This is a genomic window from Clostridioides sp. ZZV14-6009 (assembly GCF_020658095.1).
Taxonomy (GTDB): domain Bacteria; phylum Bacillota; class Clostridia; order Peptostreptococcales; family Peptostreptococcaceae; genus Clostridioides.
This window is the reverse complement of record NZ_JAGWDG010000002.1, coordinates 159,574-186,146: the sequence shown is the minus strand read 5'-3', so window position 1 is coordinate 186,146 and position 26,573 is coordinate 159,574. Positions and strand designations below refer to the sequence as shown.

The window sequence follows — 26,573 nt, the reverse complement described above, 5'->3', positions numbered from 1 at the left end:
AGATTTTATATTATTTTTTATCTTGGTTTTAGTCTAAAATCAAGAGCAAATAAAAGAATTGAAAGGAGATATATCTTTGAAACTAACAGATAGATTATTAAAAATAGCATCATTGGTATCAGAGGGTAAAAAGATAGCTGATATAGGAACGGACCATGGATACATACCAGTTTATTTGCTAAAAGAGGGAAGAGTCCCATTTGCAGTGTTAGCAGATGTCAATAAAGGACCTCTTGACAATGCACGAAAAGAGGTCATACAGAACAATCTTTTAAAGAAAGTTGATTTACGATTGGGTTCTGGTATAGAGATACTTGAAATAGGTGAAATTGAAGAAGTAATAATTGCTGGTATGGGAGGTATATTGATAAGTGAACTTCTAGAGGCTAAAAAAGAAGTAGCACATAGTGTAGAAAAATTGATATTACAGCCTATGCAGGCACAAGAAGAGCTTAGACGCTATCTTCTGAATAATGGTTATGAAATTTTAAAAGAGGTTTTAGTGAGAGAAGATTTTAGGATATATGAAATAATAGTTGCCAAATATACAGGTAAAAATACTATAATAGAAGATGAGATACAATTTGAAGTTGGAATAAAACTTTTAGAAAATAAAGATTCTCTTTTTCATGACTTTATAGAAAAAAAAATAAAAACATATAGTGCTATAGTTAATCAACTAGAAGGTAAAAATGGAGAAGAAATAGATAAGAAGAGAGAAGAAAGTAAAATGGCAATAAGAAAACTTGAAAATTTAATAAAATAAATAGGAGGTAAATATGTTACTGAAGAGTCTTACTAGAAAAATTGAAAAAAAGTATCCTCTAAGCTTAGCTGAAGATTGGGATAATGTAGGTCTTATAGTTGGAGATTTTGATATGGATGTAAAGAAGATTCTGGTATCCTTAGAAGCCAATGAAAATGTAATCAATGAAGCTATATCTCAAAATATTGATTTAATTGTTACACATCATCCTTTTATATTTGGAAAAATCAATAAGATTAATAGTGCAGACTTAAAAGGTAGACTTATACAAAAGCTTATTAAAAATGATATAGCCCTTTATTCTATGCATACCAATTTTGACATAGCATTTGATGGTTTAAATGATTATTTTATGGAAATTATGGAATTTAATAACTCAAAAGTTTTAGACGTCACTGAAAGTGAGACTTTATACAAACTTGCAGTATATGTTCCATGTAATTATTCAGAAGTATTGAGAAAGGCTCTAAGTAATTCAGGAGCAGGTCATATAGGAAATTATAGTAACTGTACATTTTCGATAGAAGGAGAAGGTCAATTTAAGCCATTAGAAGGTTCCAATCCGTTCCTTGGAAGTATAAATGATATAGAAAGTGTAAATGAGGTTAAAATTGAAACTGTAGTACCACAGAAGCATTTAGGTGGAGTGATAAGTTCTATGCTAGATGCACATCCTTATGAAGAAGTTGCTTATGATTTGTACAAGCTAGAAAATAAAGGAAAAACATTTGGATTAGGTAGAATAAGTAAACTTGATGAAAGTACGACATTAGAGAATCTTTCTAATAAAATAAAAGAAAAATTAAATATGAAGCATATAAGGGTAGTTGGAAACCTCAATACAGAGATAACAAAAGTTGCTGTTGTAACAGGAGCTGGTTCTGAGTTTGTGAAAAAGGCTAAGAGACAAGGAGCAGATGTTCTAATAACTGGTGATGTAAAATATCATGAGGCACAAGATGCACTTGATATGGGAATGTGTATAGTTGATTGTGGGCATTTTGATACAGAAGATATATTTAAACATGTTATGAAGAGATTTTTGGATGAATTTGAAGAGATTGAAGTAATAAAAAGCAATGTATATTTAAATCCATTTAGCATCATTTAATGGTACTTGATAATAAAAGTACTATATAAAAAATAAATTTGATTTTGATTAGGGGGATAAAAATGAAAGTAGCAGTAATTTTTCATAGCGTTTGTGGGAGTACATATTTATTAGCAAGGGAGTATAAAAAGGTACTTGAAGAAATGAATATAGAGGTGGATATATTTAAAGTAAGTGATGAAGTTGCAAAAACACTTCCTCAGTATTATTTGATAAATTCAAAGGAATATAAAGATGAATTTGAAAGTATAAATGTAATTAAATCTGGAAAAGAATTACTAGATTATGATGTAATATTTATGGGTTCACCAACATATTATGGAAATGTATCTGGGCAAATGAAGATGTTTATGGATAGTTTTTCTGATGTATGGGTAGGAGCCCCTTTAAGTGGAAAAATATTTGGTTGTTTTGCTACAGCAGGCTCACAACGTGGAGGAGGAGAACTGGCTTTACAATCAATGAATATATTTGCTCAACATATGGGGATGACTCTATTATCAGTTCCATGTACGGTAAGAGGAGGTCATCCAGCATATGGAATACTTCATATAGCAGGAGATAACTCTGATATAAGACCAAGTGATGATGTTAAGTTTGGTATAAGAGATTATCTAAACAATCTTAGTATATATAAAAAATAGATATACATTTAGCCATGGTTTAACATTATGATTCATTTGATATTTGGACAGATACTATAATCTAAATAAGAGCTAATTAGAGTTTCATTAGCATTAGGCTAAAAAGATGCAGTGTGGTAAATCGAAGGTTGTTTTATAATAGGAGGATAGCAAAATGCGCTTTGAGAGGCTAAGAACATATGAAGATAAATTGTATTTAGAGGCAATAGAGTTGTACAACATAAGTTTTCCTTTTCATGAACAGAGAAAACCGTCTTTACAAGCAGAAATTATGGGTCATGAGGAATATCAATTTAACCTGATTTATGATGAAAATGACATGGTTGGTATCCTTTTATGTTGGGAAACAGAGAATTTTATTTATGTGGAACATTTCTGTATCAATCCTGAGATGCGCAATAAAAAGTACGGAAAAAGAGCTTTGGAGCTGCTAAACCAGCGAGGGAAAACTGTTATTCTAGAAATCGACCCTCCCATTAATAAAATTTCTATCAAGCGACAAGGTTTTTATGAGAGGGTTGGATATGAGGCAAATGATTTTGAACATATTCACCCTCCATACCATGAAGAATGTAATGGACATCAGTTAATTGTGATGTCTTATCCAGAAATGTTGACAAAAGTTGAGTATGGTAATTTCAACCAGTATTTAAGAACAACAGTAATGAGGCTCTGATTAAGAGTCAGTAGACCAAAAGGAAAAATAAACAATAAAATATAAAGATGGATACAGGGAGGCAAAGAAAAAGAGGGCTAAAGCCCTCAATTTCTTATATTTTAATCTCTAAAATCAACATTAGTAAATCCTGTTAGCGAAATGTCAATTTGATTTTTTCTTGTACCATTCTTATACTCAAATCCTTTATGCGTCTTAGTAAAATAATCTGGATAATTAATTAGACCATATTCAAGAAATTCTTTATCTGTTGCGGATAGAGAAATAGTGCTATTTTTGTATTGATTTTTTGAAGTAAATTCAATACTTGAATCTTTGGCAGTAACATTTATTGCATCAATACAATTTTCGGGGAAATCATAACTAAAGCTACCATCAAGCACATTTACATCCATATTGCATTTTATATTTGGAATATGGAGTTGAACATAGCTAGAATTGCCCATTTTAGCTGTTTTTCCTGATATAGATATAACCCATTTTCCATTTTGTTTTGTCATTTTAATATTGTAGTATTGGCTGTTGTAATTTGCTATTATTTTGTTGGATGAGGTTGGTAGTATTTCTACACCTCCATTGCAGATATCCAAAGAAACATTTAGGTTTTGTGTATTGTGAGGTAAACTATCACTGCTTTTTTGTGAGTCTGCACCTACCTTGGAATTAGCAGAGGTATTGAAATTTCCTCTATTGCTGATATCACTATAATTATGTATTTGTGAAGATGTATGGATTTCTAAAGCTGTTGCTCCTGTTGATAACATAGTTATTATTACAAGTGTACTAATAAGTAAAAACTTTGGTTTTTTCTTGGATTTCATAATTATTTTCAACCTTTCCTTCAATAATTTTTATATAGGTATTGAGGAAGTTCTTTAAAATATTTTAAGAATTTTCAATTAATAAAAATAATGAGAAATAAATATAACAAAATGGCCATACCTATAGCCACTTTGTTATATTGTATATATTATTATAAACGAGAAGCTTTACCAGAAATATGGTCTATTTCTATTTTAACTACAGTTGTTAAATTTATATCTTTTTCTATGTATTTCATACCTTCTTCAATAAAGCCCTTAGAATATTTTTTTATTATTTCTACAAGAGCATTTTTCTTTTCCTCATTGTCTACTGTTGACGCTTTTCCAAACACTACAGCACTAGCATATGTAGTACTAAATTTGTCTGGAATAACACTTTCATTAGCAACTACTAAGAAAGAAACCTTGTTGTTTGCTGAGATATTATCTAATTTATGTCCATTTCTTGCGCAATGAAAATATATAGAATCATTAAAGTATACATAATTTACAGCAACTCCATAAGGGTAGCCATTTTCACATATAGTAGAAAAAGTACCAAATTCACCATTTTTTAATACTTCTATAGTATCTTCTTTTGTCATTTCTCTCTTTTTTAATCTCATTTCTCTAAACATAATATCATCCTTCCTAATTTAATATTTAAATAAAAGTTTAAAGCATTTATAAAAATTATTCTACATTTTTTGTAAATTTTAAATAAAATAAAAAATACGGTTGACAATTATAAAAATTTAGAATATTATAATAGCAACAGCAAATTAAAAATCCTATGACAAGGAAGAGTAATTATGTTTAGCTTCAACATAGAGAGCTGAGGATGGTGGAATCTTAGCAAGAAGGAATATAGTGAATGGACCTTAGAGGAATAAATTGAAATCATATTTTTATGAGAGTAGACTTTATCGTCAGTCGCACGTTACAGCGAATTGGGTATGTAAGTACCTTATAATGAGATGTATAAGAATTAAGTTTTAAGCTTATTTTTTATATAATTTAGGTGGCAACGCGGATAATCTCCGTCCTATTGATTTAGGACGGAGTTTTTTATTTTGCAAAAACTATTAATAAAGAAAATATATAATTTAAAGTAAAAGGTGGTGAAAGAGATGTTATGAACTTCTAAAGCTAAAGAGAATGATATGGAAAATTGGCACGAAAATGAAATAAATATTAAACAAATTAGGGGGAAATATTACAATGAAAACAAATACAAAAAAATTAACTTTAAATGCGATACTTTTAGCTATGGGATTATTAATACATCAACTTACACCTGCCATAGGACTTCCAATGCAACCAGATATATCACTAGCAATGATGTTTATAATAATGATATTAAATAAGGATGATTATAAGATTTGTTTGGTAGCAGGAATTGTAACAGGAATATTTGCAGCACTAACAACTAAATTTCCAGGTGGTCAGATTCCAAATATATTTGACAAGACTATTACAATAAATATAATGTTCATGATAATGTATATAATTTATAAATTACCATTTATGAAAAGATTAAGTAGTAAAAAACAAGATTTAATAGCAGCAACAATAATATTCCCAGTAGGAACAGTTATAAGTGGAACTCTATTTTTACTAATTGCTCAAGCTATAGTAGGTCTTCCTGGAGGTTCATTCACAGCATTATTTATGGTAGCAGTGGCACCAGCAATATTGATAAACTTAATAGCTGGTATGCTATTATTTAAAGTTGTAAGTATGTCTATAAGAAGAGTAAGTTATCAAGGCTAAGGTTATGTTTTATAAGCATATGACAAAAATAAATAATAAATTAATAAAGAGGTATTAAGTTAAATTTAATCTTAATACCTCTTTTTAAATTGAATTATAACAATATCAAAGACTTATTTTATATGTGGTAAGGAGATAGTAGTGAGTGTATCTTTAGAGTCTCAACCAGACAACAAAACTTATCTAATAAACAAACAATTAATGCTTCTTTGTATCTAGGAGGTCTAGCAGTAAGTGGCCACATATGTTTTAAAATAATGTCTGTTTCTTTTTCATTTATTTGAAAGAATAAATTTGCGTTTTTTAGTGCTTCTTTAGGATGAGTAAAACCATGTAATCCTTTTCTATCACCTTTATAATGCCAGTCATAAAGAAAAAAATCATGCAGTAGAGCCCCTCTAATAACGCTTTGAATATCAACATTTAAATGTAATTTTTTACATAATAGATAACTATAATATGCTACTGATAAACTATGTTCAAGACATGAAACATTGCCATGATGAGGAAATGTTCTCATAAGTTGTACTTTTTCAGATGAAAGTATCTCAGAAGCACAATCATTAAAGTATTTAATTTCAGTTTTTGACAACATTATGCAAATCTCCATTCCTAGTAATATATAAATACTATATTTCAATGATAATATGAAATATTTCTTATCTTACAAAATATAATACCCAATAATACAAGTAAGATACCTTTTATGGTATTTAAAGTAAAAGAGATTTTATAACACTAAAAAGTGAAAAGATTAAAAATATAGCTATAAGAATATATAATATCTTTCCAATAGGATTTCCCAAATTTATAGTCCAGCCTATGCCAAATCTTTTATCAACCATAAATGATGGGTCGTTTGGATTATTATATATAATACCTCCTATCCAGTACTTTTCATCGTTATCTGGAGTATAAGAGGAATTGAATTTTAAATTTGGAGAATTAATATATGTTACCATTAAATAAATTATAACTAAAAGCATTATTATATTTATAACAGTTAATAAATTTGGATTTATTTTTAATGATAAAAAAACAATAAAAAATTGTACTATCATCATAATCATCAATATAAAAAATAAATAACCAATTTTATTTAGATATTTAATGTTTTTAGTTTTACTTTCTTCAATTTTATTTGTATCTACTTTAATTCTTGCTTTTATAGCTCCAATAGATGTTATATATAATAAAACCATTATACAAAACTCAAGACCTATTAATTTAAACACACTAAGATAGGATTTTTCCATAAATCCATCAGGTTTTCCTGTTATAGTAGAGTGTGTAGTAATTAAATCTGGCAATTGATTATAGTTAAGCAATATAAAAATGCTTATTCCAAAAGTAAGTAATACTGGTATTAAATACAATATCTTAAATTTTTTTATTATTTTATTTTTTTCATTTATAAAATCCATGTCTATTACCAATTTTGAATCTACACTTATCTGGCTTAATTCAGTGCAAAACTTTGATTTAGTCATTTTAACTTTTTTATGAATATAGATATATAATATACTTTCATATAGTAAAAAACCTATAATACTAATAGAATAAGAAAATTCTATTTTATCAAACATAAAAACTAGAGCTAAAACTAAAATAAAAATTACAATAAATCCTATAAATAAAAGTTTTTTAAATTTTTTATCAAGTGTTATAAAATCAGGATAGTCTCTATGTTCTTGGTTTATAGAAACACCATAAATATGATTTTTGCCAATAAGATGTGGCATAAAATAAAAAGTAGCATACATCAAAATTAAGGCTGAAAATATTGTAAATAGACATTCAATCTTATTCATAGTATTTCACCTCATACTTATCAAATAGATTTTTACTTAATGTCAAAAACTCTTCTTTATTAATACCTGATAAATAAGATTTTGCTACTAAAAGTTCTAAATCAAGTCTATTTTTTTGGCGAGTTGAGTTTTCTGTTTCTATTGGCAGTTGAGCTACGATTGCACCTTTTCTTCTATCAATATTTAAAAATCCTTCTTCTTTTAGTTCATTATAAGATTTATTTACAGTATGTAGATTTACACCAATATTTTCAGCCATACTTCTTACAGATGGAAGTGATTCATTTATTTTCAATTCTCCTGAAGCTATAGCTTTAGTTATCTCTTCTTTAATTTGTACATAAATAGACTTATCGCTATTAAAATCTAAATTTAAAATCATAAAAAACCTCCATAATATCGTTTAAATAAAAATACTTGTTATATATATAGTATAACACAAAAAGCGTTATCAAGTACAAAATATAAATTTATATTCTACAAGATGAGATATATTACTTGTAAAAATTGTAATTTAAAAATAACATAATTTTTATCAAAATAATACAGATACTATCTATAAATAGAAATCAGAAAGGAGAAAAAATATGTTAACATATTTAATTAAAAGACAAATGAATAAAAAAGATGATGGAATGAGTAAGCCAATGATGTTTGCAGGAGCCGTGATTACAGGAGTAGGTGCATATGCAACTTATAGGATGATAAAAAACATTAAGTCTAAATCTCAAATGTCTCAAATGATTGATACAGAGTATTATGGAAATAATCAATACAATGACTATAAATATGATGAATTTGGTTATGAATGTGATTGTAGTGATAAAAAACAAGATTATGAATATGAAGAATTAAAAAAAAAAGTAAGAGAATTTAATTCAAGAAGAATAAATTGTGAAAATTGTCCACATGTTTCTCAAGAAGAAATGATGCATTATGTAAATAGTGTTAAAAATGATAAAAAAGACATTGATTTACATGAAGATGACAAAAAAAATAATATCTATAAAGAAGAAGAATATAAAAAATATGAGGAAGAATAAAGTAAGCTTTAAATAGTGAAAAAGAGGAGAATACCAGTTTATATAAAATTAAATATCTAAAATGTGAGTTGTAGCTTAACTTGAGAAAAAAAAATATCATTTCTAAAATAGTTAAGTGTCAACTTGCATTTTTATTTTTATGTTTGTTAGTAATTGTTTGTGACTATTTTGTAATTCTAAATATATTTTAGTATTTAAAACAATTGTGTATAATAAAAGTTGTATATGTAAATAGTTTAAAATTAAAATGTGAAGAAGGGAAATAGTTATGTTAAAGTTATTGATAGTTGAGGATGACAGCACTATCTCTTTTGGAATAAAGTATGCATTAGAGCAAGAGGGATTTAGTGTAGATATATCAAAGGATTTATCGAGTGGAAGAGAAATGATATCTTCTAATGAATATAGTATGGTACTACTGGATGTAATGTTACCAGATGGAACAGGATATGAATTTTGTGAGTATATAAGAAAGTTTTCTCAGATTCCTATAATATTTTTAACTGCTTGTGATGAAGAAGTAAATATTGTAATGGGGCTTGATATAGGTGGAGATGATTATATAACAAAACCTTTTAGAATTAGAGAATTAATATCGAGGATAAAAGCTGTTTTAAGAAGAAAAGGTGACGCTATAGAAGAAAATAAGAAGATACTTAAATTTAGAGATTTAAACATATATACATTAGAAGCTAGAGTATATAAAAATGACAAAGAAATATTTCTGACATCTGTTGAATATAAGCTTCTTTTAATTCTTATACAGAATAAAAATACAGTTTTGAGTAGAACTCAAATATTAGAAAAGCTTTGGGATGTAACTTATGATTTTGTTAGCGATAATACTTTAACTGTTTATATAAAAAGACTTAGAGAAAAAATAGGAGATGATTTATGTAAACCAATTTACATAGAAACTGTAAGAGGACTAGGTTATAAATGGATAGGAAGTGAAAATAATGTTTCTATATAATCCTGAAGTAAAGAAATTTTTTAATAGATACATTATTTTAATGCTGATGGTAATTCTTATATCAATTGGATTTAGCATAATCAATATAAATACAACTAAAAATATGATTGTAAAAAATAATCAAGCGATAATAGGAACCTTAGTTAACAAGTATCCCAAACTAGAAAGTGATATCGTAGATATAATAACACAAGGAAAGTCCATGCAAAATGTAGAATTTGGTGAGAAAATATTAAGTAAGTATAACTATGACAAAACTATTAAAATAAATTCTGAGCCTCTTACTTCTAAATTACTTTCAAACACTATAAAAATAAATATAATCTTAGTTTGCATAATTTTTATGTTGATATTTATGTTGATACTTAAATATTTTAGAGCTATGTATAATGACTTATCAGATATGACTAAGTATGTTTACTACAGCTCCGAGGGAAAAGAATTTGATATGAAAAATAGAAATCAAGAAGGACAGATAGGTCTTTTAAAAACAGAGTTATTGAAGATGACAACAATTCTCAATGAAAAAGTTGAACTTTTAAAATCAGAAAAAATATTTTTAAATAATACAATTTCAGATATATCACATCAGTTGAAAACTCCTATGACTTCCTTAATTATACTAAGCGATTTATTATATAATGATGTACCATATGAAGTAAAAATAGACTTTTTAGACAAGATAAAAAATCAACTAAATCGTATGGACTGGTTGATTAAAAGTATGCTTAAATTATCAAAAGTGGAAGCTAAAGTTATAAAGTTTAAGAAAGAAAAAATAAAATTTAGTGAACTTATACATAAAGCAATGCAACCAATGAAAATACCTATGGAGATTAAAAAACAAAAGTTAAGTATAGAAGGAAATGGTGATGTATCTTATGTTGGTGATATTGATTGGTCAGTGGAGGCTTTAGTAAATATAATAAAAAACTGTATAGAACATACTCCTGATTTTGGAAATATAATTATAATTTACAAAGAAAATCCATTATTTTCAGAGTTAATAATAAAAGACGATGGTGAAGGAATAGATAAAAAAGATATACAACATATTTTTAAACGTTTCTATAGAGGGAAAAGTAGTTCAAAAAAGGATAGTGTAGGCATAGGGCTTGCAATGGCAAAATCCATAATAGAAAGCCAAAATGGAGATATTTATGTAAATAGTGAAAAAGGTAAAGGAACGGAATTTCATATAGTATTTCATAAGATATATGGTGATAATAGTGACTAATCTGTAATATTTAATTCACTTTATAGTAATAGCTTGAGTCTAATATATGAAGTATAGAAGATAAATATTGGAGGTTGTTATGGAAATTTTAAGAGTAGAAAATCTAACCAAAAGCTATGGTAAAAATGAAACAAAAGTCGATGCAATAAAAAATGTAAGCTTGTCTATCGAAAAAGGTGAGTTTATAGCAATAACAGGGCCAAGTGGAAGTGGAAAGAGTACATTATTACACTTATTGGGAGGTGTTGATAGACCTACTAGTGGTAATGTTTATATAAATGATGTAGATATATATAATCTAAAAACTAAGGATTTGGCAATCTTTAGAAGAAGAAATATAGGTCTTATATATCAATTCTATAATTTGATTCCTGTTTTAAATGTCAAAGAAAATATATTACTTCCAGCAGAGCTCGATAATAGAAAGATTGATAAAGAATACTTGAATGATTTAATGAAAACATTGGGTCTAAGCGACAGAGAAAATCATCTTCCTAATCAATTATCAGGAGGTCAGCAACAAAGAACATCTATAGGGCGTGCTTTAATTAATAGACCATCTATAGTATTAGCAGATGAGCCAACAGGTAATCTAGATAGCAAAAACTCAAAAGAAATACTAGAACTATTAAAAGTATCAGTAAAAAAATACAATCAGACATTAATAATGATAACTCATGACAAAAACATAGCACTTCAGGCGGATAGAATTATAGGCATAGAAGATGGAATTATAAAAAGTGATGAGGTGATGTAAATGAATCTATATACATCCCTAACTGTTAGATACCTAAAACAAAATAAAAGACGAACTATTGTGACTATAATTGGAATAATACTTTCAACTGCATTAATTTGTGGTATAGGTAACATATTTGAAAGTTTTATGGATTATCAAATAAGAGAGACCATAAAAAATGATGGAAGTTATCATGCTAAATTCTACAATGTAAACAAAAAAAATATAGACTATGTAACAAAATCAGCTGAGATAAAAAGTTATGCACTTACTAATCAACTTGGATACTCTAGAATAGAAGATACTGTAAACGGTATATTAAGCATTAAACAATATGATAAAAATGCTATGGAAGGATATAGAGTTTCTATAAAAGAAGGTAGATTCCCAGCTAAAGGTGGAGAAATTATTTTAAGTGAAAATATAGTTAATCTTATGGAGAAAAAGCTAAAAATAGGAGATAATATAACCTTAAAAGTAGGTGACGTGCTTGATAGAAATAACAAAAAAATTGATGATATGAGTGTATTTCATGAAGGAGATTATATTGCAAATGAAAAAGAAAAGACGTTTAAAATTGTAGGTATAATTAAAAGACCAGGATTTGAACTCACTGACCAAATTGCTACTGGTTTAACTTACTTTAATCCTATAGATAATAAGAAAGAGACAGTGAATATATCAATAACAGCAAAAAATCCTAAAGATATATATGAAATAACAAGAAAAATAAGTAATAATATATATACAAATAAAGATAAAGCATCAAACTCTGAAATGATAAAATACAATGAACATTTATTGAGATTACAAGGAGCTAGTAAGTATGCAAATATAAATAGTTCTATAAAAGCTATAATTACTATGGTAACTATTTTAGTAATTATATGTACAATTGCTACAGTATATAATTCTTTTAGTATTTCTATAACTGAACGAAAAAAGCAGTTTGGAATATTAAATTCTATAGGAGCTACAACTAACCAAATTAAAAGATTAGTTTTTATTGAAGGTATTATAATTAGCTGTATTGGTATACCAATAGGTCTATTGTCTGGAACAGTAGCTATAGATTTAGTATTTAAAGCTATAAATAAATATCTTACAGAATCAGTTGTATCACAGATGGGTTTACAAATAGTATATAATCCATTAATAATAATTATCAGTATAATAATTGTTTTGCTTACAATTTTCATATCAATTCTCCTACCTGCAATAACAGCTTCTAATATTTCTCCTCTTAGTGTAATAAGGAGCAGTGGAGATTACAAAGTAGGTAAGGTTAAAAATTCGAAACTTATTAGATTAGTTTTTGGAACAGAAGGTGTACTTGCATATAAAAGTGTAAGAAGAAATAGAAAGAAATTTATTGTGACACTTTTTTCTTTAATAGTAAGTATAGTAATATTTATATCTTTTAGCGGATTTATGGCGAATTTCTTAAAAGGTGAAGAAATCAGAAATTCTCAAAGAAACTACGATTTATATTTAAGTTCAAGACAAATATCCAAGTCTATGGATGATACTATAAATAAACTAAAAAATATATCTGGAATAAAAAACTTTGAAGTAGCTGTAGGAGAGTATATTTCTATAGGAGTAGATAAGGATAAAATAAATAAATCTAAAGAAAATCTAATTAAGGATTATTATCAACAACGTAAGGTTGGAGATAGTTATGAATATGAGTTTAACAACAACGAATTAATTTTTCCTGGAGAAACTGCGATACAAAATAAAACAAAAAACTTAATAAAAGGCTCTTTTGACAAAGAAAGAGCGATTAAAGAAAATGGAGTGATATTTGTTAGAAAAAGTTACTTTGAAACAAAGGGTAAGAAAGGAGTAGTAGAGCTAACTAATTACAAAGTTGGAGATACTATAATTTGTGAATATACTGGCGAAAATGATTCAAAGAAAAAAGTAAACATAAAAATTCTTGGTATAACAGATGAAGAACGTCTAGGAATGGGTTATCAAAATATGGAGTTGCAATTTATAACTTATGATGAGGTTGCTGAAAATATGGATTTAAAGTTAGAGAAAGGTATTGTCTTTATTGACTCAGGGGGGAGTGCTCAGACTAGGAAGAGTATAGAGTCTTTGGCTAAGAAAAATAATGTCAATTTCCATGATGAAAATACAAGTGACAAAAGTGCAAAGCAAAATTTAAAAGCTATTAAAGTTTTTGTATATGGGTTTATAGTAGTGATATCTCTAGTAAGTGTTACAAATATACTAAATACAGTAAGTACAAGTATAAATCTAAGAAAAAGAGAACTAGCGATAATACAATCAATAGGTGTTACTCCTGTAGGCTTTAGAAAAATGATATACTTAGAAAGTTTTATCTATGGTATTTTATCTTTATTGTTTGGCGTACCAATTGGTATTGGGATGATATTAATTATGAATAAATTAGTTTCAGGTGTAATTGAATTTTCTACAGTTATACCATGGACAGCAATTGTCATATGTATAGTGAGTGTTTTTATAATAACCTTTATAGCAGCATATATACCTATGAATAAATTAAATAAGGAGAATATAATAGATAATATAAGAAAAGAAAGTATATAAATTATTATTAAAACCGTTTAATTGGTATAAACTATAATTATGCTGATTAAACGGTTTTTATTTATATAAGAAATCTAATAAATAAATTGCTAGAGGTATTTAACTATTTAGAAAGAATTGGTATTATATAAAGTAGGAGTTTAGATAATAAGGAAAGATATTTGATTCTATTGGAAAACAAAAGAAAAAGAAGGTGATTACTATTTCTCATATAACTGCTAAAAACATGTATAAAAGCTTAGAAGAGAGAATAAATAAATTTCCACAGGGTGCTCCACCATCCGATACATTATACAAAATATTAAATGTACTTTTTACAGAGCAAGAGGCAAAATTAGTGGCACAACTTCCAATAAAGCCTTTTAGAGTAAAAACAGCAGCTAAAATTTGGAGTATAAGTGAAAGTGAAGCATATAGGGTGCTAGATAAGTTAGCTAGCAGGGCACTAATACTAGATATAGAAGATAAAAAAGGTAAAAAATATATAATGCCTCCTCCAATGGCTGGTTTTTTTGAATTTGCCATGATGAGAACAAGACATGATATAGACCAAAAACTTTTATCAGAACTTTACTATCAGTATATGAATGTAGAAGAAGACTTTATTAAAGATTTATTTTATTCAACAGAAACAAAACTTGGAAGAGTTTATGTTCAAGAAGAAGTATTGACTAATGATAATGAAGTAAGTATTTTAGATTATGAAAGAGCCACTCATATAATTGATGAATCGACTCAGATAGGTATAAGTATGTGTTATTGTAGACATAGAATGCAACATGTTGGAAAAGCCTGTGATGCTCCTATGGATATATGTATGACATTTGACAATGTAGCTAATTCTTTAATAAACAATAAATTTGCAAGACGTGTAGATAAAGTAGAATGTAAGGAATTACTTCATCAAGCATATGAACATAATTTAGTTCAATGTGGAGAAAATGTTCGAAAAGGAGTTACATTTATATGTAATTGTTGTGGTTGCTGTTGTGAGGCATTAGTAGCAGCAAAAAGATTTGGAAATCTTCATCCAGTGCAAACAACTAGTTTTATACCAAATATAAACCATGAAAGCTGTGTAAAGTGTGGTAAATGTATAACTGCATGTCCAATAGATGCAATAAGTAAAGTAAAAGAAAATGATAAAGAATATATAAAAATTGATGAGGATAGATGTCTAGGTTGTGGAATTTGTGTTAGAAATTGTCACAAAAATAGTATTATGCTATTAAAGAGAAATGAAAAAATAATAACTCCTGCAAATTCAGTACATAGAGCAGTTCTCATGGCAATCGAGAAAGGGCAATTACAAAATTTAATTTTTGATAATAATGCCTTAGCTAGTCACAGAGCTATGGGAGCGATACTATCAGCCATATTAAAACTTGAACCAGCTAAAAAAGTTTTGGCTAGTAAGCAATTAAAGTCAGTATACTTAGATAAATTACTAAGTATGAATGATAAATAAAGATTAATTTAAAAATACTCAAAGTATTTTGACTTATCTATGACTAAAGAAACTTATCATGAGGTATATTATCAGTAGTAAAAAGAATGAAATATTTAAGCTTTATTTTTATAGATATACATTTTATAATTGAAATAAAAACGGGCTATATTCAAATAATTTTATTTGAATATAGCCCATTTCAAAATGTTAAGCTATTTCTTTAATTTGTTTAAATGAATTTTCATTTCCATTTCCACCGATTTGTGTTACTGATTTAAATCTCATAGTTTTAAATAGTTCTTTTTGACTATAGTCTAGTAAATTTCCTACTAGTATTACAGGCGATTTAGTTTTTCCAGCTAAAACCCCAACAGATAAACCGTCTATTAAATCATCTTGTTTATTGATTCCATTTTTAGCAACATATAGATTGATTATAGTAGAATCTTTGTAAAACTCTTTTATTACTTTTGCATTTGTTTCATTTCTAGTGCTACCTGATATTCTTTGTGGATTTTTAAGTTTACTTTCTATATTTTTAGAAACTGTGTATTCTCCACCAATTATATAAGACTTATCTATTTTTTTATCTTTGAATAAATTATTTATTTCAGTTATATTACTATTTTCATTAGTAAGTATTATAGGCATATCATTTTGAGCTGATGCTGCACCAATACTTATTGCATCTGCTAATCCTTTTTCACCATTAACTACTGATATTTTTGATACATTACTAATTCCTTTTAATTCTTTAGCAAGATTCAGAGAAGTCTCATATCTATCATTTCCTGAAATTCTAGATACAGAGATATTATCTGACTTTATAGTATCTAAAGATTTTTCGTTTACAGAAGCTTCACCACCAATTACATATACATTTTTAACTTTTAATCTCTTTAATTCAGCTAAAGTCTTTTCATTTATTTGAGAGCTTCCAGTCAACAAGATAGGAGCATCTTTTTTATATGCGAATGGTGTTGCAGCCAAAGCATCTGCAATTGCAGAGTCATTTATTAAAACGGCGTTTTCAGCATTTTCCCAACCTGCTTGGCTTATTTTGATAGAAGTTTCATATCTATCAGTTCCTGTTAGTGCATTTGCATTTACTTCATCTTGGTATGTAACTTCAAATCTAGCATTTGGACTTCCTAAGAAAACTATTACTCCTCCTTTTGGCAATCTAACTCTATTATTCTTTGTTACTAAAGAGTAGTTTACAGGAGTTCCTTTATCATCATAAACTGCAAAAGATGAATTTTGAGGAAGATTAACTTCTATTTTTTTGTTTGCTATATCATCACCAATTTTGTACCATTTTGCATAGCCATTTGAATCTAGTTGATATGTGGAAGATTTTTCTGATGATAAACTAGTTAGGGAATCTTCACTTACATATGTTTGTGTTGCGAATTTTAAGTATTCTGTACCATTTTCTTTATACAGTTTAATATCACTCAAGTCACGACCCATTACACCAGGGATTTCTATAAAAGCATTTGAATTATTCTCATCTACTATTTTAGTATTAGCTAAAAAACCTGGAGTTTTATCAGAAATACCAAGAATTGCTTTAACAGAACCAAACATATAGTGTTGAGAAGTATATTTTTCATCTACTAGATAGTAACCTTTTTCACCTCTTTTTTCCCATGCTTCTTTGACACTATTTGATATATTATTGCTATCTACCTTTTGAGCTACATAGTATAAACTTGCTGTCTGACCTAATCCAGGAACATCATCATAAGAGCTCATATTTAAATATGTGATATTATTTTTTTCTTTTACAAATTTTAGGCAACTATTACCTTTTTCAGATACAAATCTATCTTGACCTATGTATACATATTTATCTTCAGGTCCATTTTCTATGTAAGGAGAAGATACTGTTAGAGTACCATTATCATTAACATCAACTTTTAGCATATTTGAAGAAGCATAAAGTCCACTATTTTCTTTTAAATAACTTGGCATTTTGACTTGTTGTGGCTTACTAAATGTTTTATCAGGTTTTATTTCCTTAATTTTACCTTTCTCTTTTAATGCAGATAGTAAAATTTCTTGCCCAATTACTTCGTTAAGTTGACTACTTCCACCAGAAGAAACAACTGCAACTGCCATATTTTCATCTGGAAGCACTGTAAGATTACTATGGAATAATAAGGAATCCCCACCTTTTGTAAGTGCTTTTAGATTATATTGATTAAATGGATAAGTGTTGACACAATCCCATCCTAAACCATATCCAAGTATAGAGTCTTCTCCTTCAGGCCATAGACCATTTAAATATTCTTTATTTTCCATAGCTTTTACTGAAGTAGGAGAAAGAATCCCATTTGATTTTTTCATAAATGTTTGTGCAAATGTACATAAGTTTTCTGCACTTGAATATAAACCACCCATACCTATAGTATTAAAGTTATCTTGTGGAACTGCATCTTCCCAATAAGGTACATAGGCTTTTGCAAGTCTTGAACTGTCAAAACTATTTTCTGGAGTTTTTGTATTTTGTAAGTTAAGCGGATTATTTATGTATTTATCAAGAAAATTAGTAAATGACATACCAGATACTCTTTCTACTAAAATTTCAGCTAAAGTAAATCCATCATTACAATAAACAGAAAAAGCTCCTGGCTTAGCTTTTAATCTTTGTTTCTTTAATTCTTCTAAGAAACTATCATGGCCATAAGAATCATTGTCTCCTAATAAAAGGGCATTTTTTAAACTACTTCCCATTAACCCTGATGAGTGATTTAATAACATTCTTGGAGTGATTTCTTTGTATCTATCATCAGCCATTTTAAATTCAGGTATATAATTTACTACAGGAGTGTCTAAATTTAATTTTCCCTCTTCAACCAACTTCATAACAGCTGTTGTAGTAAATACTTTACTGATAGATGCAATATTGTACATATTATCCTTAGTTAAATTTTTATTATCTTGTTTGCTGTATACTCCACCATTTCCAGAAATCTCAATTTTACCATTATCAATTAAAGCATATTGAGCACTTACAGCGCCGTATTTAGATAATAAAGTTTGAATTTTTTCTTTAGCAAGAGCTCTAGTTTTTGTGTAAGACTCCGAACCTTTACTATAATCATTTAACTCTATATCAGAGCTTTGATACTTATTGGAACTATTTTGTGTATCATTATCAGCAAAAGTAATATTTGGAGTAGCTGTAAATAGCATACTAAGTACTAATGTGCTAGATAATAACTTACATAATCTTTGCTTAAACATATTAAATTACCTCTTTTCCCTTTTAATAATTATAATTAGCATAACATTCTTAATTGTTTTAATCAACAGATTATTGTTTGAGAAAAGTGTATTTATGATAAGTATACATTTTATATATATGAGAAAAATAAAAATATAATATTTTGTTATCTGATAAAAAATAAAGGGTATAAGTAATATATAAATAAAATGGAGGAATCTTAAATTATGTACAAGACTATAAATAAAAATCAACTTGAGGAAATGATGAAAAATGAAAAAGATATTTTATTGTTAGATGTAAGAACTAAAGATGAATTTAATGAAAGTAAAATAGAAAATGCGATAAACATATCTTTACAAGAGTTAATTAATAGTATAGATGAAATTTATGACTATAAGGATAAAAAGGTAATAGTTTATTGTAGAAGTGGCCATAGAAGTGTTACTGCATGTAATTTGTTAGCTGAAGAAGGTTTTAAGAATTTGTATAACTTAAAATCTGGAATAACTGATTATATGAATTAAATGCTTAGGTTGTGTTAGGTGAAGTAATTTAATATTAAATTTCTATGATATGCTTTTATAAATTATAAAGAAAATAAAGCTAGAATATCTGTAAAAGTGATATTTATTTTTTAGAGGGAGAGAACTACAAAGGATTAATGTAACTGCAAGTTCATCTAAAGATATACAGAGTGATATAAAAAGTGTCAATCTGTATATCTTTAGAATAGAAGTGAAAGATAGAATGTAATGCTAAATTATGTTTGTAAAATATATGTATCTCTGATTGTTGAGCAGATATATATTTAAACATTCATAAGATGAGTTAGGAAAGAACGAATTCTTTCTATCTTTTCATCATTAGAAATGTCATTACGTAGTAATATACCTTGTTGACCATATACACAAAAGTATGCTGTTGTATCGGAATCAGGAATATTAATTTCTCCTCGAGAATTAGCTAGTTCAATTTGTTTTTTTACAATTGGCACAAGCTTCTCGCAGAATCTCAAAGATAACTGGTCATGAATTTTTTTGTTTTGTTCTCCATGACATACTTTGTAATAAAGATTATCATCAGTTTCTATATCAATAAATGTTGGTGCTTCTTCAATTATTTGTTTCAATGTTTTATTTTTATTGTTTAGTGTAGGTAGCATTTTATCTACTAAAGTTTGTGCATACTGGTCTATAGCACTATCAAATAAGATTTCTTTTGATGGAAAATAACGATAACACAAACCTTGTGCAACATTCATATATTTTGCAATATCAGTAATAGAAGTTTTTTCATATCCATTTTCATAAAATAACTTCATTGCAGTATCTAAAATTTCTTGTCTACGCTCATTAGGTTCTTTAGTAATACGTGGCATATAGCACCCTCCTTCTGATTTCAAGTACATAATAGCATATGGTATTTTGAAAGTCAATGAATGAATATCAGTCATTTATAAGTAATTATGAGGGATAGCTTATTAACTAGAAACTAGAAAAAGGTAGTAACTGAGAAGCTACTACCTTTAATATAAACTTAAACTATAGATTATTTTTATAGGATTTTTAAAGATATAATAAAGTGTCTAATGTCCAGTTAAATTACTATCACCAAATTTTTTGTTAAATGGTTTTATAACTCTATTTATAGGACCCTTTAGAAGCACATTTAAGCAGATGAACAAAATCATAAATAATAGTAATACTAATATATCTTTAATTAAATTTGGAGGATATATACCACCAACAGCTTCCCTTGTGGCACCTATTGCGTAAGTAAATGGCATTATAGGATTTATTCTTTGGAAGAATGTAGGTGTAACTTGTATAGGGAATGTACCACCAGAAGAGCCAATTTGTACGACTAGTAGTACTATTGCAATTGCCTTTCCTATATTTCCAAATACAGACACCAAAGAGTAAACTATAAAATTAAACACCATACTAGTAAACATGAGTAGAATTATTAGTAAAATTGGATGCTCTGCTGTTACTCCTAATAATAATATATCTCCAGTTCCAATTATAAATCCTTGAACGAGAGCTATACTTAAAAAAGTAAGTCCTCTTCCAAAATAAATCTCATAAGGCTTATAGTTTCCATGTACAGATGTAGATAATAATGCTGAAAGCAGTAATATACCTACCCATGTAGAAAGAACACTATAAAATGGTGTCATTGCAGAACCATAGTTGGCAATTGGATATAATTTTTCTGTCTTTACTTCAACAGGTTCCTTTAAAAAGTTTGATTTTGTCAATATATCACTTTCAAGTAAGTTAACTAGCTTTTTCATATCCTCACCATTGCTAATTTTACTTAAAGTATCAACTAAGTCATCTAACATTCCTTTTGCCAAAGGAAGTTTTTCTCTTATTAATGATATACTTTCTTGTGCATTTCCTGAAAGACTTAAAGAAGTAGTAAGAATCTCTTCAACCTTTGGAAGTTTTGCTTCTGCTTTATCTAAAACAGTAATTATATCATTTGCTACATTTATGCTTTTTTCAAATATACTGTTTATAGGTTTTGATATTTTTGAGTCAAAATTATTTAAAATATTTAAATTAATTCTTCCTATACCATTTGATAAGCTTAAAACGTTATTTAAGGCACTTATAGATGGCTGTTGCCCAGATATAACCTTATCTTTAATATCATTTAATGTTGATATAGAAGAATCTATTTTATTGCTGGAATTTTCAAGGCTATTTATTACATCATCCAGTCTATTGTTTGATGTAAGCTGATTCAATTTAGTTAAAAAATCTTCTAAAGTATCATTTAAAGATTGTAAGTTAGAAAGTTTTTCTGATAAATTGTCTATCAATTTAGGTACATCTTCACTTCCACTGTTCACTGCATCAATTAAATTTAATGTAAGAGAAGATGCAGAGGATGAAAGGTCAACCATTAAATTTAAATCAGACTTTATAAGAGGAGAAAGTTCATCTACATTGTTATTTGTATCCTCTAAGAATTTTTTTACATCACTTGATAATAATTTTGTATCGTTTAAAGTCTTTTTAATTGTAGGTAAATCAGCTTTAATATCTTTAACTGTACCTGATAGCTTTGAAGTAGCATCAGCAGCTAAATCGACAGTCTTATTTATATGGTCAAATCTTTTTTGAAGGTCGATAAGAGAACTTTCAACCTTTGTTAGTTTTGGAAGCCCATGTTCAATTCCTGCACCAACTCCATTTGATACCCCAAGAACTATTTCACTCACTGTCTTTATTATTGTTTGATTAACTTGTAACTGTATTGCAGAAGCTCCTTTGTCAGTAATCTTTGGTGCAACTGCATTTATCTTTTCATTTACTGTATAGATAAGCTCACCCTTTTTAACATCATCTGTAATTAGGGAAGTTAAATCTTTTGTGAAATTTTTTGGAATCTTAAGTGATGCATAATAAGTACCTTTTTTAACACCTTCAAGAGCCGTTTTCTCATCTACAAACTGCCAACCTAAACTTTTATTATCTTTAAGTTGTTCAATTAACTGGTCTCCGATATTAATTTTCTGTCCTGCTATCTCATTACCTTTATCTTCATTTGTTACTGCTACAAGCATATTAGCAGTACTCCCATATGGGTCCCAAGATGCTTTTATATTAAACCAAGCATATAAAGATGGTAAAAAAGCAAGTCCTACAACTATTATAAGTACTGCATAATTTCCACGTATATCTTTTAGGTCGCTTTTAAAAATTTCTAATATATTTTTTAAACCCTTTGAAGGTCTTAAATTTTTCATATTATTCCAGTTTAAAACTTCTTTTAAAGCATTTGTTTTTTTCAAATGTCTCACCTCCTGAATATTTTAATAGATAAAAAAGTTAGATTTATAATCAATTTTAAATTATATTACTTTTTACACAAATAGTAAAGTTAAAGTTTTGTCTTAATTTTAATACATATATATTATATATAATAGTATGCTATAAATATATAAAAATATGGGAAATAAAAACAAATAATTTATAAAATATATAGTATAAAAATTAAGAATAAATCAAATATTTATAATTGATATAATCAATTAAATTATTGATTGTGATATACTTTTAATAGTGAGAAAATGCTATGAAGGGATGATTGAATGAGGTATTTTAAAAAATATATAAAAAAATATATAGTCTTGTTTTTAACAGCAATATTTTTCTTAACATTGGAAGCTTTTTGTGATTTGGCACAACCAACTATAATGGCTAAAATAATTGATATAGGGGTTTCAAATAAGGACTTAGACTACATATTATCAACAGGAGCTTTAATGATAGGTATAACTTTTTTAGGAGCAGTATTTTCAATAATAAGGAGTATAATCTCAGCAAGAGTTTCTCAGTGTTTTTCTTATGATTTAAGACAGGATGTATTTGAAAAGATAAATACATATTCGTTGAAGCAAGTAGATAAGTTTGGTAGAGCCTCACTAATAACAAGAATTACTAATGATATTAATCAGATACAATTATTTGTTCATGGAATGATGAGAGTTTTTATAAAATCACCAATTATGTGTATAGGAAGTTTAATTATAGCAATAAAATTAAATTTAAAAATGTCAATAATTATTTTAATTGCAGTTTCAATTATATTTATTATAATATTGTTTAATATGAAGATTGGATATAAGTTATTTAAAAAAGTACAAGAAAGTACAGATAAAATAAACTCAAAATTGAGACAGTTTTTAGGTGGAATAAAGGTAGTTAAATTATTTTGTAGGTATGATTATGAGAATAAACGTTTTGAAGAATTAAATAATGAACTTTTTCAAAATAGTAGAAAAGCTACAACAATGATGTCATTTTTTAGACCAACAATTACAATAATTATTAATATTGCTATAATAATAATATTGCTGATTGGGAGATATTTAATTTATTCTGGAGAAATTAAAATTGGAATTATAGTTGCCTATGTAAACTACATGACTAGAATATTAACATCACTTATAATGATTTCACATGTTTTTAATGTTTTTGTGAGAGCAAAAGCTTCTTATGAAAGAATAAGTGAAGTCTTGCTTGATGAGAATGAAGAAGTGATTATCAAAAATACTGATTTAGATGGTAAAGAAAGAGAATTAGAATTTATAAATGGTGATATAATTTTTGAAAATGTAGACTTTTCGTATAATAAAAATATAGATGAGAAGATATTAAAAGACATATCTTTTAAAATAAAAGAAGGGCAAAATATTGGCGTGATTGGCCAAACTGGTTCAGGAAAGACTTCTTTAATCAATTTAATCCAAAAATTATATATGGTTGATAAAGGAGATATTAAGATAGGAGAGCATAGCATATATAGTATATCTAAAGAAAGTTTAAGAGAAAAAATAGGTGTAGTTTTTCAAAATAGCAGTGTGTTTGGAAAGAGTATATCAGAAAATATAATTATGGGAAATAAAGATATAAGTGAGGAAGATGTTGTAAAAGCATGCGAAATAGCAAATGCAAATCAATTTATAACAAAGCTTGAAGATTCTTATGATGAAGTTTTGTTTCAAAGGGGTAAAAACCTATCAGGAGGACAAAGACAAAGAGTTACAATAGCTAGAGCTATAGCAAAAAAACCACAAATATTAATTCTTGACGATTGTTTTAGTGCGATGGACATCAATACAGAAACAGTTATAAGGAAAAATATAAAAGATTATATAAATAATTTAAGAGAAAATGAAAACAAGAAATGTACTATTATAACTATTTCACAAAAAATTAGTTCTATAATTGACTGTGATAAGATTTTAGTTTTAGATGAGGGAGAGGTGGTTGGATTTGCTGCACATGAAGATTTACTGGTTAGTTCTCCAACTTATAAAAAGATTTTTGAGTTGCAAAATCTAGTAAATGAAGATGTAAATTAAGGAGGAAGTGTATTGAATTTGAGTACTGGAAATCAAAAGGTGAGTAGACTAAAGAAAAAAGCAAAGCCTAAAGATTTTAAAAAAACATTTAAAAGAGTTTTTATGTACTTTAAAAAAGATAAAAAAATTACTAGATTGATTTTTTTACTAGTAATAATTGATTCAATTATATCAACTATAATACCATATACTCTTGGAAAAGTAGTTGACATAATAAATATTGATATATATTCAAAGTCTGTTTTCTTAAAAGGAATACTTATTTTACTTTTATTTTATATAATTGAATTTTTAGTTAAGCTGTCCAAGGGGGTATTTACAGCTAGATTATCTCAAAGTATAGTTAGAGATATGAGAAGTAATTTATTTCTAAAATTTAGGAATTTACCAATAACTTTCTTTGATAAGAGTCCCACTGGAGATATTATGAGTAGAGTAACAAATGATGTTGATAATATTAGTACAGGTATTTCAACTTCATTAGTACAATTAATTACAGGAATTTTAAACATATTGCTAACTTTCATTATGATGTTTATATTAAGTCCTATTTTAACTTTTTGCAGTATTGTATTAATACCAGTAGTAATGCTTCTGAGTAATTTTATTGCAAAGAGGACTAGAGTTTTTTTTAAGCAACAACAAGTGGAGCTAGGAAAGCTAAATTCTCATATTGAGGAAATGATATCAAATATAAATGTAGTAAAAGCTTTTAATTATGAGAAAAAATCTGTAAGTGACTTCAAAGAAGTCAATGATAGGCTTTTGAGTATTTCACTTAAATCACAGATTTATACATCTCTTTTAATGCCTATTATGAACGTAATTAGTAACATAGGGTTTGCAATTATATGTATTATAGGTGGAGTACTTGCGTCTAAAGACGTTATAACTATAGGAGTTATAGCAAGTTTTTTAAGTTATGTAAGACAATTTACAAGACCTTTAAATGAATTAGCTAACTTATTTAATACACTGCTTTCAGCTGTAGCAGGATGTGAAAGAGTCTTTGAAATTATGGATGAGCAAGAAGAAGCACAAATAAATAGTAGCACTAAAAGTGATATTTACAACAATAAAAATAGTAATTTAAAAAAATCTTTTATAAATGGAGATATTGAATTTAAAGATGTAAGTTTTTCTTATGACTCAAAAAAGAATATTTTAAGTGATATAAACTTAAAAATCAAGGCTGGAACATCAAATGCCATAATAGGAGAAACTGGTAGTGGAAAAACGACAATTATAAATCTGATTACAAATTTCTATCAAGTAGAAAAAGGGAAGATATTTTTAGATGGGAATGATATATATTCAGTTGATAGGAATTGTTTAAGAAATTATTTTGGAGTAGTTCCACAAGAAAGTTATATATTTAATGACACTGTTATGGAAAATATAAGATATGGAAATCTAACAGCAACTGATGAACAGGTTATATCTGCTAGTAAAATAGCAAATTTACACAAGTTTATAATTAAGATGCGTGAAGGATATGAGACTGTTTTATCGGATAGGGGTGAGGATTTAAGTGAGGGGCAAAAACAACTAATTAGTATTGCTAGGGCGGTATTAAAAAATGCACCAATACTTATTTTAGATGAAGCTACAAGTAATATAGATATAGCAACTGAAGCTAAGATTCAAGAGGCAATAAATAATATAACTTATGGAAAGACTAGTATAATTATAGCTCATAGACTAAGTACTATATCAAATTGTGACAATATAATAGTTTTAGAAAATGGGCGAATTGTAGAGTCTGGAAACCATAAAGAACTAATAAAGCTAAAAGGTCATTATCACAGAAATATACTGTTAACAAATCGAAATTAAAAATTAATAAAA

At 27.4% G+C, this 26,573-nt stretch carries 22 protein-coding genes and 1 other annotated feature; of the genes, 14 read left to right on the top strand and 8 right to left on the bottom strand.

The features are described from left to right. Positions 1-76 precede the first annotated feature (76 nt). The 4 genes from KGF36_RS04175 (at position 77) to KGF36_RS04160 (ending at position 3,197) form a co-directional block, all read left to right on the top strand. Positions 77-766: a tRNA (adenine(22)-N(1))-methyltransferase gene (locus tag KGF36_RS04175; RefSeq protein WP_227827317.1), complete on the top strand. Its 690-nt coding sequence runs from the start codon at positions 77-79 to the stop codon at positions 764-766. Between the two features lie 13 nt (positions 767-779). Next, a complete protein-coding gene (locus KGF36_RS04170; RefSeq protein WP_227827318.1) occupies positions 780-1,877 on the top strand; it encodes a Nif3-like dinuclear metal center hexameric protein in 1,098 nt (365 codons plus the stop codon). A gap of 62 nt (positions 1,878-1,939) precedes the next feature. Next, on the top strand, positions 1,940-2,521 hold the full coding sequence (locus KGF36_RS04165; RefSeq protein WP_227827319.1) for a flavodoxin family protein: 582 nt from the start codon (positions 1,940-1,942) through the stop codon (positions 2,519-2,521). Positions 2,522-2,675: 154 nt separating this feature from the next. Then, a complete protein-coding gene (locus tag KGF36_RS04160) occupies positions 2,676-3,197 on the top strand; it encodes a GNAT family N-acetyltransferase (RefSeq protein ID WP_227827320.1) in 522 nt (173 codons plus the stop codon). A gap of 101 nt (positions 3,198-3,298) precedes the next feature. Here the strand turns inward: KGF36_RS04160 and KGF36_RS04155 are convergent, their stop codons facing one another. Both KGF36_RS04155 and KGF36_RS04150 read right to left on the bottom strand, forming a co-directional pair. Beyond that, complete coding sequence (locus KGF36_RS04155; protein ID WP_227827321.1) at positions 3,299-4,018, bottom strand: hypothetical protein; 720 nt, start codon at positions 4,016-4,018, stop codon at positions 3,299-3,301. 152 nt (positions 4,019-4,170) lie between these two features. Further along, complete coding sequence (locus KGF36_RS04150; protein WP_227827322.1) at positions 4,171-4,638, bottom strand: pyridoxamine 5'-phosphate oxidase family protein; 468 nt, start codon at positions 4,636-4,638, stop codon at positions 4,171-4,173. Positions 4,639-4,784: 146 nt separating this feature from the next. Continuing rightward, positions 4,785-5,051 (top strand) — a binding site (T-box leader). A 170-nt stretch (positions 5,052-5,221) separates the two neighbouring features. Between KGF36_RS04150 and KGF36_RS04145 the strand changes: the two genes are divergently transcribed. After that, positions 5,222-5,773: a tryptophan transporter gene (locus KGF36_RS04145; protein ID WP_227827323.1), complete on the top strand. Its 552-nt coding sequence runs from the start codon at positions 5,222-5,224 to the stop codon at positions 5,771-5,773. Positions 5,774-5,891: 118 nt separating this feature from the next. On the opposite strand, the gene KGF36_RS04140 is transcribed toward KGF36_RS04145, so the two are convergent. The 3 genes from KGF36_RS04140 to KGF36_RS04130 form a co-directional block, all read right to left on the bottom strand. Next, the gene (locus KGF36_RS04140; RefSeq protein WP_227827324.1) at positions 5,892-6,368 is read right to left on the bottom strand and encodes an HD domain-containing protein; all 477 of its coding nucleotides are present in this window, start codon (positions 6,366-6,368) and stop codon (positions 5,892-5,894) included. A gap of 118 nt (positions 6,369-6,486) precedes the next feature. Then, complete coding sequence (locus tag KGF36_RS04135; protein ID WP_227827325.1) at positions 6,487-7,584, bottom strand: DUF5808 domain-containing protein; 1,098 nt, start codon at positions 7,582-7,584, stop codon at positions 6,487-6,489. Beyond that, positions 7,577-7,966 carry a GntR family transcriptional regulator gene (locus KGF36_RS04130; RefSeq protein ID WP_227827326.1) on the bottom strand — a complete coding sequence of 130 codons (390 nt, stop codon included), beginning with the start codon at positions 7,964-7,966 and terminating at the stop codon, positions 7,577-7,579. The genes KGF36_RS04135 and KGF36_RS04130 overlap by 8 nt, the downstream gene beginning before the upstream one ends. Before the next feature lie 205 nt (positions 7,967-8,171). On the opposite strand from KGF36_RS04130, the gene KGF36_RS04125 reads away from it, so the two are divergent. The 6 genes from KGF36_RS04125 to KGF36_RS04100 all read left to right on the top strand — a co-directional run bounded on the left by KGF36_RS04125 (position 8,172) and on the right by KGF36_RS04100 (position 15,627). Then, positions 8,172-8,627 carry a hypothetical protein gene (locus KGF36_RS04125; protein ID WP_227432827.1) on the top strand — a complete coding sequence of 152 codons (456 nt, stop codon included), beginning with the start codon at positions 8,172-8,174 and terminating at the stop codon, positions 8,625-8,627. Positions 8,628-8,895: 268 nt separating this feature from the next. Next, on the top strand, positions 8,896-9,600 hold the full coding sequence (locus tag KGF36_RS04120) for a response regulator transcription factor (protein WP_227827327.1): 705 nt from the start codon (positions 8,896-8,898) through the stop codon (positions 9,598-9,600). After that, entirely contained in the window at positions 9,587-10,837 is a 1,251-nt protein-coding gene (locus KGF36_RS04115) for a sensor histidine kinase (RefSeq protein WP_227827328.1), read from the top strand. The genes KGF36_RS04120 and KGF36_RS04115 overlap by 14 nt, the downstream gene beginning before the upstream one ends. Before the next feature lie 79 nt (positions 10,838-10,916). Then, positions 10,917-11,594, top strand: a complete 678-nt coding sequence (locus KGF36_RS04110) for an ABC transporter ATP-binding protein (RefSeq protein WP_227827329.1) — start codon at positions 10,917-10,919, stop codon at positions 11,592-11,594. Continuing rightward, positions 11,595-14,159, top strand: a complete 2,565-nt coding sequence (locus KGF36_RS04105; protein ID WP_227827330.1) for an ABC transporter permease — start codon at positions 11,595-11,597, stop codon at positions 14,157-14,159. Between the two features lie 193 nt (positions 14,160-14,352). After that, entirely contained in the window at positions 14,353-15,627 is a 1,275-nt protein-coding gene (locus KGF36_RS04100) for a 4Fe-4S dicluster-binding protein (protein WP_227827331.1), read from the top strand. Positions 15,628-15,816: 189 nt separating this feature from the next. Here KGF36_RS04100 and KGF36_RS04095 read toward each other — a convergent pair whose 3' ends face one another. Continuing rightward, entirely contained in the window at positions 15,817-18,861 is a 3,045-nt protein-coding gene (locus tag KGF36_RS04095) for a serine hydrolase (RefSeq protein ID WP_227827332.1), read from the bottom strand. A 207-nt stretch (positions 18,862-19,068) separates the two neighbouring features. On the opposite strand from KGF36_RS04095, the gene KGF36_RS04090 reads away from it, so the two are divergent. Then, positions 19,069-19,368, top strand: coding sequence for a rhodanese-like domain-containing protein (locus tag KGF36_RS04090; protein WP_227827333.1), 300 nt, complete (start codon positions 19,069-19,071; stop codon positions 19,366-19,368). Between the two features lie 284 nt (positions 19,369-19,652). Here the strand turns inward: KGF36_RS04090 and KGF36_RS04085 are convergent, their stop codons facing one another. Together KGF36_RS04085 and KGF36_RS04080 are read right to left on the bottom strand one after the other, a co-directional pair. After that, positions 19,653-20,222, bottom strand: a complete 570-nt coding sequence (locus KGF36_RS04085) for a TetR/AcrR family transcriptional regulator (protein ID WP_227827334.1) — start codon at positions 20,220-20,222, stop codon at positions 19,653-19,655. 207 nt (positions 20,223-20,429) lie between these two features. Then, positions 20,430-22,658 (bottom strand): YhgE/Pip domain-containing protein, encoded by a 2,229-nt coding sequence (locus tag KGF36_RS04080; protein WP_227827335.1) that lies wholly within the window; start codon positions 22,656-22,658, stop codon positions 20,430-20,432. Between the two features lie 291 nt (positions 22,659-22,949). On the opposite strand from KGF36_RS04080, the gene KGF36_RS04075 reads away from it, so the two are divergent. Beyond that, entirely contained in the window at positions 22,950-24,725 is a 1,776-nt protein-coding gene (locus KGF36_RS04075; protein WP_227827336.1) for an ABC transporter ATP-binding protein, read from the top strand. 12 nt (positions 24,726-24,737) lie between these two features. After that, positions 24,738-26,561 carry an ABC transporter ATP-binding protein gene (locus KGF36_RS04070; RefSeq protein ID WP_227827337.1) on the top strand — a complete coding sequence of 608 codons (1,824 nt, stop codon included), beginning with the start codon at positions 24,738-24,740 and terminating at the stop codon, positions 26,559-26,561. Positions 26,562-26,573: the final 12 nt, after the last annotated feature.

Bases quoted from the DNA above. Each gene is read 5' to 3' on its own strand.
- KGF36_RS04150 (WP_227827322.1), bottom strand. From the start codon at position 4,638: ATGTTTAGAGAAATGAGATTAAAAAAGAGAGAAATGACAAAAGAAGAT.
- KGF36_RS04090 (WP_227827333.1), top strand. From the start codon at position 19,069: ATGTACAAGACTATAAATAAAAATCAACTTGAGGAAATGATGAAAAAT.
- KGF36_RS04170 (WP_227827318.1), top strand. From the start codon at position 780: ATGTTACTGAAGAGTCTTACTAGAAAAATTGAAAAAAAGTATCCTCTA.
- KGF36_RS04110 (WP_227827329.1), top strand. From the start codon at position 10,917: ATGGAAATTTTAAGAGTAGAAAATCTAACCAAAAGCTATGGTAAAAAT.
- KGF36_RS04145 (WP_227827323.1), top strand. From the start codon at position 5,222: ATGAAAACAAATACAAAAAAATTAACTTTAAATGCGATACTTTTAGCT.
- KGF36_RS04115 (WP_227827328.1), top strand. From the start codon at position 9,587: ATGTTTCTATATAATCCTGAAGTAAAGAAATTTTTTAATAGATACATT.
- KGF36_RS04130 (WP_227827326.1), bottom strand. From the start codon at position 7,966: ATGATTTTAAATTTAGATTTTAATAGCGATAAGTCTATTTATGTACAA.
- KGF36_RS04135 (WP_227827325.1), bottom strand. From the start codon at position 7,584: ATGAATAAGATTGAATGTCTATTTACAATATTTTCAGCCTTAATTTTG.
- KGF36_RS04155 (WP_227827321.1), bottom strand. From the start codon at position 4,018: ATGAAATCCAAGAAAAAACCAAAGTTTTTACTTATTAGTACACTTGTA.
- KGF36_RS04125 (WP_227432827.1), top strand. From the start codon at position 8,172: ATGTTAACATATTTAATTAAAAGACAAATGAATAAAAAAGATGATGGA.
- KGF36_RS04105 (WP_227827330.1), top strand. From the start codon at position 11,595: ATGAATCTATATACATCCCTAACTGTTAGATACCTAAAACAAAATAAA.
- KGF36_RS04095 (WP_227827332.1), bottom strand. From the start codon at position 18,861: ATGTTTAAGCAAAGATTATGTAAGTTATTATCTAGCACATTAGTACTT.
- KGF36_RS04160 (WP_227827320.1), top strand. From the start codon at position 2,676: ATGCGCTTTGAGAGGCTAAGAACATATGAAGATAAATTGTATTTAGAG.
- KGF36_RS04165 (WP_227827319.1), top strand. From the start codon at position 1,940: ATGAAAGTAGCAGTAATTTTTCATAGCGTTTGTGGGAGTACATATTTA.
- KGF36_RS04085 (WP_227827334.1), bottom strand. From the start codon at position 20,222: ATGCCACGTATTACTAAAGAACCTAATGAGCGTAGACAAGAAATTTTA.
- KGF36_RS04075 (WP_227827336.1), top strand. From the start codon at position 22,950: ATGAGGTATTTTAAAAAATATATAAAAAAATATATAGTCTTGTTTTTA.
- KGF36_RS04120 (WP_227827327.1), top strand. From the start codon at position 8,896: ATGTTAAAGTTATTGATAGTTGAGGATGACAGCACTATCTCTTTTGGA.
- KGF36_RS04140 (WP_227827324.1), bottom strand. From the start codon at position 6,368: ATGTTGTCAAAAACTGAAATTAAATACTTTAATGATTGTGCTTCTGAG.